We start from the raw sequence: 9,048 nt of genomic DNA, 5'->3' as shown, positions 1-9,048 counted from the left end.
GTAAACAATTTCAAGCTATAAACTGTAAATTATCAATACCATTACAGACATCCTTAAAACTTTAAGGTTTAGCGATCGCCTAATTTATGAAAAATACAGCTCATACAGTTACTTTTATATTACATTGCAAATATCTATGTAACATGTAAAGATGCCAGCGCTCATTGCTATATCTGTAAATACTTTTAGATTTACAGCACTTTTGAGGAAGCGTGAGGTACAGCTATAAGACTATTTATTCCTATATTCCCTGTTGCCTTCCGGAGCTGTTGCCTGTTGCCTAGAGCAATACAACTTTGTACCTCATCAACTAGAAAACTGCTGTAATCAGCAAGCCCTAATTACTCGCTATCATAAGGTATTTAACAATCCGTTGTAACGCACCATTTTTAATTAACCAGGTATCATAATCATGCTGCTTTACATTTCATTAACGCACCCTACTAGACTGATATCAAATCCGGTTAAACAGCTATAGAATGGTTAAGTCTTTAGGAGACAGGAGTCAACCCACCCCTCGCCCCTCCCAGGAGGGGAAGTCAGGAGTCAGGAGGAGAAAGAATTACAAAGATGAGCGTAGTTATGACGATTGAAGAATTTTTTTATCATTTTCTTTGTGGGTTTAATACCCCACCGTCAACGGGGGTGTTCACGCATTACTTGGGGGAGCGAATCCCCATGTAATTTTCCTCCTGTCTCCTGTATAGCTGTCTCCTGTCTCCTTCTTCAAGAATTTTTTTATCATTTTCTTTGTGGGTTTAATACCCCACCGTCAACGGGGGTGTTCACGCATTACTTGGGGGAGCGAATCCCCATGTAATTTTCCTCCTGTCTCCTGTCTCCTTCTTCAAGTCCAATTAAACGGACATGATATGAAATATAGCAATGAGCGCTGGTATATTTACAAATTGCAGGAGAGGCCAAATAGCTAAAAGTCTTATATTATCAGCAATTTATTCCCCCTTCCGGAGCTGTTGCCTGTTGCCTGTTGCCTGCGCACAGCGCTATATCAAGAGCGATCGCCCTGTGTTAAAAAAGAGAGAAATATCTAGGCAAAAACTTTACTCAAGCACCTAACAACATAGCGATCGCTTCCTCTGAGTGTATCTCAACTCAACATTACTATTGGACAATAGTTAAAAAAAAATCCACATTTTGAAAGTGAGTGTTCTTCAGGGAGAAATATCTAGGCAAAAACTTTACTCAAGCACCTAACAACATAGCGATCGCTTCCTCTGAGTGTATCTCAACTCAACATTACTATTGGACAATAGTTAAAAAAAAATCCAGATAGCGATCGCACCATTGTTTCAAAAAGATAATTCACGTTTGCTATTCACACAATCTTGAAGGTATAAATCAATTAATTGTTGATAAGAAATTCCTTTTTCTTGTGCTTTTTTCTCAAAATATTCTATTACTTCAATCCCTAAAGATAAACTTATCTGACATTTCCTAAGATTAGAGTGTATATTTTGTTTGTTACTTGGGCTGGAGCTATGACTTCAAAGCCCAAGTTTTTTTGTACTAAGTCCCTAGTTAACTTCCAGGGATGCTTACTTTTGATTTTTCATATTTTTATATTAAACGATGTATACGTCTGTATATAGCTTTTTTTGATAAATATTACTGATGTATACGTCAGAATAGAAGATTGAAGAAGGAGACAGGAGACAGCTATACTGGAGACAGGAGGAAAATTACATGGGGATTCGCTCCCCCAAGTAATGCGTGAACACCCCCGTTGACGGTGGGGTATTAAACCCACAAAGAAAATGATAAAAAAATATGACCGATGTATACATAGTATAATAGTATAATAGATGGAAAAATCATTAGCAAAAAATTATGTCCAAGTTAGTCAGAAATAAAAAAGGCCAAATAATGACCGTATTAGGTGAAGGTGAAAAGCCAAAAGCTGACAAACCTTTATCTGTAAGAGTTCCACAGGATATTGATCAGTATGTGCGATCGCTCCCTAATAGAAGTCAGTGGTTAGAGGAAGCTATAACAGAAAAGGCGAGAAAAGAAATGCACGAATATAGTAGGGAATAGTTTAACAATTAATAATTAATAGTGGGAAAAACATTTCTCCAGATAATATTTTTCCTTATTCCTAAATTATTCCCGCAAAACATAACCCACTCCTCGCACAGTTTGAATTAACCTTTTTTCTTCATTAGATTCTAACTTCAAACGTAAGTAACGAATATAAACTTCAATAATATTTGAATCCCCCATAAAATCATAACCCCAGACAGTTTCTAAAATTCTATCTCTTGTCAAAACTTGTCGAGGATGAGCCATTAAATATTCCAATAAATCAAATTCTTTTGCTGTTAATTCAATTGCCCTATTATCCCGATAAACCTCCCTGGTACTTCTATTTAAACTCAGGTCTTCAAACATTAATAAATCGGGATTAGGTTCTTGAGTACGTCTAAGATGTGCCCTAACCCTAGCTAATAATTCTTCCACACTAAAAGGCTTTAATACATAATCATCCGCCCCTGCATCTAAACCAGCTACGCGATCGCTCACATCATCCTTAGCTGTTAATAGAATAATTGGTACTTTATCACCAGTAGTTCGCAAACGACGACATAATTCTAACCCCGATAAACCAGGTAACATCCAGTCAAGAATTATCAAATCTGGCTTAATTTCTCGTGCCATTGTTATGCCGGCGAACCCATCATTAGCCACCGTTACTTGATAACCTTCATATTTAAGTTCTAGCTCAATAAATTGAGCTAGTTTTGCCTCATCTTCAACTACCAAAATGTTAGATGACATTTGTTTTTTAATCTAAACACTGCTATTTATTCTATAGTAGGGAACAGGGAATAGGGAATAGGGAATAGGCAACAGGCAACAGGCAACAGTCAGAAAAACATTTCCCTGTCTTAGGGTTCATTATCAACATAAGTCCTCAGCAACTCATTTCTTGCTATACTATTATTTTAGATAGTTAAGAAAGAAGAATTTACCAAATAATTAAGGTTTAAAACCTCTACGCATCAAAGAAAAAAAGAAATTTTTTTTTATTCAATCCTCTTATTCAAACACAAGTCCTAACAAGGAAATATTTGTAGTGCGGGCATCTTGCCCGCAATAGGTGCATCGTAATTATTAGACTTCTCCAATAATAAAAAATAAAATCAATTATCGCACAGAAATTATCAATTATTTCTCCCTACTCTGTAGGGACGTTGCATGCAACGTCCCTACGACCTACTCCCTCTTCTCTGAAGATATCTATTAATTATACAAATAAATAATTCTACTCAACTTCTTCTACCGGAATGGGAAATTTTTCTCCTTTCAAATAGGCATCAAAATTTTGCTTAAAATAAATCCAAGAAGTCACATCATCTTTATCTAAAAGAGATTTAGCTGCATTTTTAAACAACGGAACGCGAGTATTCATTTCATCCTGAATTAACTGGGGTAATTCTGCAACACTAGCCACCTTCCCACCCCAGGCACTATAAATTAGATTACCAGAGCGATCGCCCATTTTCATCCACGGCACCCAAGGACCTATTCTATCCCATGCCAACATTACCTTAGATACAGAAGTTGTGTCAGGATTTTGTAAATCTGCCGTGGGTACTGTTAACTTAAACAATTCGCTAGCTTGATAAAGAGATTGAGGACTATATTCAGCAAACTTTGGATCGTCGGCGAGGGGGTTGGGGTAGTTAGAAAACAGGTCAAACTTATAAGTAGTCAACTCCTGATCAACTAATGCAGGCATTGGTCTTTTAAACAACCCCTGTACCGGATTATTGGCCACATGAACTACAGGCAAAACTTCATCCGTCCAGGGATTTTTCCAAGTATCCAACTTTTCCCCTGTTTCGGGGTCAAGATAAAATGTTAGTTCCCTAGAAGTAAAATCCCAACCTCCCTCCGACCTCGGAATACATCTGGCCACACTCATCCCTACTATTTGGAACAAATGCTGTTTTGGTTCCCCAGGAATAAAGGCATAAACCGAACCCTGCCAAGTCAGAAAAGATTGTTGAGCATCGGTACTAGCACGCACTTTCACCCAGTCTTTTGCTTCCAGGAGTTTTTTGGTGAGATTGACCATTCGTTTGCTGATATAATGTTTTGTCTATCATAATATAGCAATTAGCATTCAGTTATCAGCTATCAGCTTGATTTTTTTTGTTTTTTCGTCTAACTTTTCAGACATACTTTAAATGTGAAAGAGAAAATTATAATTCAGAGCTAATTTTAATTACTAAATAGTCAATAAGCAACGATCAATTACTACAAAAATAACTTATATAGCAATCCTAAATAAGTTGTGACAAATCAAAAAGTAGATAAAAAAACTGAAACTTCTACCTGTTCCCTGTTCCCTGTTCCCTGTTTCCTGTTCCCTGTTCCCTAAAAGCGGTAAGATTTTTATACACAAATAAAATAGGACTGCTATAGAAAGCTGGAGTTAATCATGGATGAATATTTTAATGACTATGAATTTGATAACTTAAATTTTTATAGAGAGAATCATGGTAAACAACTTTATTATAATTGGGGTGGTGAAGTTTGGTGGATAGAATCACCAGGAAAACCTCAAGAAAAGTTGTTTTCTATTATTGGGATGAATGCCACAAAAGTATTTATCAAACCACACCCAGAATATGGGGAAGCCGGACATAGAATTAATCGAGAAATATGTTTATTTTGCGACTCATCTACTCAAGAAGTATTACACTATTGGCGACCTAGAGAAGGAGTAAAAGAAGTTCCTGTCGTACATATTGCTAACCGCATGGTACAGGGTTTTGTCTCACCAAAAAAAATTGTAATCCCTCAGAATTCTGGATATGTGAAAAAAGTTATAGAAATTCCTTTAGAATATCCTCATCCTTTGGCAAAAGAAAGTAAATATCGAGATTATTGCCCTGGAGAAAAGTTTAAAGGAGTAGAATCTTTTACTTCTAGTGTGGCTCGACCAGGGGTAACAGAAATACCTCCTTCTGAATGGGCGAGAGATTGTCCGTGGATGCCTTGGATGAAATTGGGTTATGGTCATCCAGCTAGATTAAGATTTGAAACTACTATTTCTAGGGTAGAATCTTTTGAAGAACTTCATCCTAATTTAGTGAAGTTGGTGAGAGAAAAATTACCAATTTATGAGTTTGCTCCTGATGAAAGTGATGAACCAAATGTGACAAGTATTTTGTATTTTAAGAAGTATTTTGATGCTTATTTAAGAGGGGAAAAATTTCCAATTCCAGAAACTACTTAAGTTATATCATGTTCCCCCTCCGGGGGAGCTACGCTAACGGTTGAATACTTATAAATAACTGTTGTGAGGAGTCAGGAGAAAATATTGGAGGAAAGTAAAGAGAATTTCAGTATTTCTAAGGATTGAAAGCATCTGCTAAACCAGGTATTACTCTGAGTAACTATCAAGAATCTCGCATCCGTCACTTTCATCAGGTATTGGATAAATATTTGAGCTAATATGGCTCAGAATTTAGAATTCAGAATTTAGAATTCAGAATTTAGTGTAACGCACCATTTTTGATCTTGCCTGATGCGTTACGCTATCACACTTCAGCACCCTCCCCATCCTTCCCACACTCCCCACACTCCCCACACTTCCCTAACTAGAAGTCTTACCATAGGGTCGTGACAAGTATTTTCCTTGGGGCGACCCTAAAACTTCTCCTTTGTCATAAATCAAGTTTCCCCGCAAAAATGTACTTTTCACCTTTCCAGTCAACTCCATTCCTTCAAATGGTGTATAACCCTGTTGCGACTCTGACTCACTCGCACGCACAACAAAAGTTTCATGGGGGTCGAAAAGTACCAAGTCTGCATCATACCCTACAGCAATATCGCCTTTTTCTAACAAACCATAACGTTGTGCAGGATTCCACGACAACAACTCAGCGATATGATTATTAGACATTCCTCTTTTACTGCCTTCGCTGAAAACTCCAGATAATAAATATTCCGTACCGCCAAAACCAGATTTTGCTAACCAGATATTCTCCGGGTCTTGACTACTCGCTTTTTTCTCCGCCGAACAACAGGCATGATCGCTGACTATCCAATCAATTTGTCGATTTAATACCGCTTGCCATAAATATTCTACATCTTCACGGGAACGAATAGGTGGATTTACTTTCGCCCATTTGCCTGTAGGTGCATCCACATCTAATAATAAATGCCCCACTGTCACTTCTCGGCGAAAGTTGATATGAGGGAATGTTGTTTGCATCATTAATGCCGCTTCCACAGCTTTCTGGGAACTCAGATGTAATAAATTAATATTGACACAATTGGTTTCATAAGCTAAATAGGAAGCAATAACAATTGCCAATGCTTTTGAATGGGGAGGACGAGCAGCACTATAAGCTTTGATACCAGTCAGAGAGCTATCATTTTGGACTATTTTAGTATAAGCATTGAGAATTTCAGCGACTTCGCAATGCAAACTTAAACTAATATAATCCTGCATTTCTGGGTGAGTTTCCCGTAATTTAGTTAACCCCCGCATGATAAATTCAAAATGAGCAAAATCGTATCTTTCTGATTTGTCAATCATCAGAAATAGGTTTTGTTGGTCTGACATTCCGTGCAAACCATAGCCACCATAAAACATAAATATTTTGAATGATGGCACGCCATATTCCTCATTTTCTGGTAAACTTTATTGTGGGTATTCAACTCTCACCAATAAGACTCTGTCCTGAAGGAAAGTGTTTAATGAATATAGACTTTAAGGTCAAGGGAGCCGACTTTCGTAGTAAGATTTAATTCTAACTCAATTAATCAAGCTCTAAGCATTCAGCTCTCAGCTTTTTAATGAATGAAGTAAGGATTCGTTGAACTTATACTACATTTTTAACCAGAGAATTGAAGCACAAAAACGACGAGTTTTAGTTGTCAACCCATACAATAAAAGCTAATAGCTGAAAGCTGAAGGCTGATGCTTACATAAAGCTTTTATCCCACTAAAAGCAATAGCTGATGGCTGAATGCTGATAGTTTACACTTTATTTATGGCTTTTTTGGAGATGTCTCAATGAAAAGAATTTTATATTATCATCCACTATCAAACTTTTCTCGAAAAATACGGATATTGTTAGCAGAAAAAAAATTAGATTACAAACTCAAGGAAGTTAACCTACGAAACAAACCTGCTGAATTTATGGAAATTTCTCCCATTGGTAAAGTACCTGTATTTGTAGAAGAAGATGGCACAGTAATTTGGGATTCTACATTAATTGCTGAGTATTTAGACGAAAATTATCCAGAACCAAAATTTTATCCTACTTATCCCCAGTCAAAACTTGAATGTCGTAAATGGGAAGAATTAGCAGATTATTTAGGGGATAATATTATCAATTTATGGATACTAAATTTGACCAATAATTTAGAGCCGACTTTTTATCGAACCAAATTAGAAACGTCAATTAACGATCTCTTACCAGTTTTTGATCGACAATTAGCTAAATCTAAGTATTTATTAGGTAATGAAGAATGGACGATAGCAGATGTATCAGCATTATGTTCTTTTGGTTACTATAGCCTTCGGTTGAATGAAGATTGGCTTTTGGAATATGATAATTTAAAAAACTGGTTCAATAGATTACATCAACGTGAATCAGTAAAGTCTACTGTTCCTTTAAATAAGGAGTAGGAAGTAGGTAGGGACTAAGTATGCTTAGTCCCTACAGAATCAGGAGGAATAGGAATTATAGAACCCACTTAGTATCTATAATTTATTACTTTTAGGGTTTAGTAGTTGCGATCACCTCAAGTTAAAAATCAAAAGTCAAAAGTCAAAAATAGTATGGTGGGTAAATGTAGTTGTTGATATTATAGCGCTACGCGCAAGGCAACAGGCAACAGGCAACAGGCAATAGGAGAATACAAAAGGGTTTCAGCTTCTATTCATGTCCTAACCTTAATGCGTAGCGCTATAGTAATCAATAATGGATGCCCTAAATTTGTGGAATATAAAGAAAAGCTAAATAATAGTCAATCTCATAAAGTTTGTTATAGTCTGTGATTGGAGAAAACGTTCACACACAAAGTGACTTACGGAGTAATAAAAATGAAAAAAGCATTAGGCAAAGTCATCGTTGCATTTTTTGTCTGTTTACTATCTTTTGCAGTAGTTTCCCCCAGCCATGCAATGGCAGCTCAATATTATTGTTATTTAGGACAACAGCCACAATGTGTAGAAGACTTGCCGGAATCTGGAGACTTGTTATTTGTAGATATACCTCCATATGGAGTTAACGCTATAGATGTTACTGTCAGCAATTACTCACAAGAATATTATGCTATATTTAACACCGATCTTGGCAACCCAATAGAACTACCCCCATATAAAACTAGTGAAGTAATAACTTATCCAGTCCAACCATCGAGTTCAGCTACATTCTCAAATGCGAGTCGTGTTACAAATACACCTATACGGATCACAGTAGTTGCGAAATAGTGGTTAATTAAGATAATTTTTTGTAGGGGTGAGCTAATGTAGTGATTGATATTAGCAATTAATAGACTTGATGTTTGCCCACCCTACCCATCACGAAACAATTGTAATAATAGAGGAAGAAACTCCTCTGGATATTTGGAGAAAACGTTCACACACAAAGTGACTTACGGAGTAATAAAAATGAAAAAAGCATTAGACAAAGTCATCGTTGCATTTTTTGTCTGTTTACTATCTTTCGCAGTAGTTTCCCCCAGCCCTGCAATGGCAGCTGAATATTGTTTTTTAGGACAAGAGCCACAATGTTTTCGAGAATTGCCATTCTCTGGAGACTTGTTATATGTAGATATACCTGAATTTGGAGTTAGCTCCATAGATGTTATTTTGACCAATTTCTCAAATGGCAAAGAAGCTGTAGTTAACAGTGATATTGACTATCCAATAGTATAGCAATGAGCGCTGGCATCTTTACATATTACATAAATATTGATAATGTAACATAAAAGTAACTGTATGAGCTGTATTTTTCATAAATTAGGCGATCGCTAAAGGTTAAAGTTTTAAGGATGCGT

General features: G+C 36.5%; 8 protein-coding genes. 5 read left to right on the top strand and 3 right to left on the bottom strand.

All coding sequences use genetic code 11. From position 1 onward, the window contains the following. The first annotated feature begins 1,848 nt into the window (after positions 1 to 1,848). Positions 1,849 to 2,055, top strand: coding sequence for a hypothetical protein (locus F6K27_RS31370; RefSeq protein WP_124143622.1), 207 nt, complete (start codon positions 1,849 to 1,851; stop codon positions 2,053 to 2,055). 66 nt (positions 2,056 to 2,121) lie between these two features. Here F6K27_RS31370 and F6K27_RS31365 read toward each other — a convergent pair whose 3' ends face one another. Beyond that, positions 2,122 to 2,796: a response regulator transcription factor gene (locus tag F6K27_RS31365; protein ID WP_124143623.1), complete on the bottom strand. Its 675-nt coding sequence runs from the start codon at positions 2,794 to 2,796 to the stop codon at positions 2,122 to 2,124. Between the two features lie 487 nt (positions 2,797 to 3,283). Next, entirely contained in the window at positions 3,284 to 4,099 is an 816-nt protein-coding gene (locus tag F6K27_RS31360) for a DUF1838 domain-containing protein (protein ID WP_287279729.1), read from the bottom strand. 366 nt (positions 4,100 to 4,465) lie between these two features. Between F6K27_RS31360 and F6K27_RS31355 the strand changes: the two genes are divergently transcribed. Then, on the top strand, positions 4,466 to 5,266 hold the full coding sequence (locus F6K27_RS31355; RefSeq protein WP_287279728.1) for a DUF1838 family protein: 801 nt from the start codon (positions 4,466 to 4,468) through the stop codon (positions 5,264 to 5,266). 360 nt (positions 5,267 to 5,626) lie between these two features. On the opposite strand, the gene F6K27_RS31350 is transcribed toward F6K27_RS31355, so the two are convergent. Beyond that, positions 5,627 to 6,652, bottom strand: coding sequence for an amidohydrolase family protein (locus tag F6K27_RS31350; RefSeq protein WP_287279727.1), 1,026 nt, complete (start codon positions 6,650 to 6,652; stop codon positions 5,627 to 5,629). Between the two features lie 402 nt (positions 6,653 to 7,054). Here F6K27_RS31350 and F6K27_RS31345 point away from each other — a divergent pair, with 402 nt between their 5' ends. From F6K27_RS31345 to F6K27_RS31335, 3 genes are all read left to right on the top strand, one after another. Next, positions 7,055 to 7,672: a glutathione S-transferase family protein gene (locus F6K27_RS31345; RefSeq protein ID WP_287279726.1), complete on the top strand. Its 618-nt coding sequence runs from the start codon at positions 7,055 to 7,057 to the stop codon at positions 7,670 to 7,672. 417 nt (positions 7,673 to 8,089) lie between these two features. After that, positions 8,090 to 8,479, top strand: a complete 390-nt coding sequence (locus F6K27_RS31340) for a hypothetical protein (protein WP_287279725.1) — start codon at positions 8,090 to 8,092, stop codon at positions 8,477 to 8,479. 180 nt (positions 8,480 to 8,659) lie between these two features. Continuing rightward, a complete protein-coding gene (locus F6K27_RS31335; RefSeq protein WP_287279724.1) occupies positions 8,660 to 8,926 on the top strand; it encodes a hypothetical protein in 267 nt (88 codons plus the stop codon). Positions 8,927 to 9,048 lie beyond the last annotated feature (122 nt).

This window comes from Okeania sp. SIO2F5, from assembly GCF_010692685.1.
GTDB classification, from domain to species: Bacteria; Cyanobacteriota; Cyanobacteriia; order Cyanobacteriales; family Microcoleaceae; genus Okeania; species Okeania hirsuta.
This window is presented reverse-complemented; position numbering and strand designations above follow the sequence as displayed.

Excerpts from the sequence above, each read along its gene's own strand:
- F6K27_RS31370 (WP_124143622.1), top strand. The coding sequence starts at position 1,849 with ATGTCCAAGTTAGTCAGAAATAAAAAAGGCCAAATAATGACCGTATTA.
- F6K27_RS31365 (WP_124143623.1), bottom strand. The coding sequence starts at position 2,796 with ATGTCATCTAACATTTTGGTAGTTGAAGATGAGGCAAAACTAGCTCAA.
- F6K27_RS31360 (WP_287279729.1), bottom strand. The coding sequence starts at position 4,099 with ATGGTCAATCTCACCAAAAAACTCCTGGAAGCAAAAGACTGGGTGAAA.
- F6K27_RS31355 (WP_287279728.1), top strand. The coding sequence starts at position 4,466 with ATGGATGAATATTTTAATGACTATGAATTTGATAACTTAAATTTTTAT.
- F6K27_RS31345 (WP_287279726.1), top strand. The coding sequence starts at position 7,055 with ATGAAAAGAATTTTATATTATCATCCACTATCAAACTTTTCTCGAAAA.
- F6K27_RS31340 (WP_287279725.1), top strand. The coding sequence starts at position 8,090 with ATGAAAAAAGCATTAGGCAAAGTCATCGTTGCATTTTTTGTCTGTTTA.
- F6K27_RS31335 (WP_287279724.1), top strand. The coding sequence starts at position 8,660 with ATGAAAAAAGCATTAGACAAAGTCATCGTTGCATTTTTTGTCTGTTTA.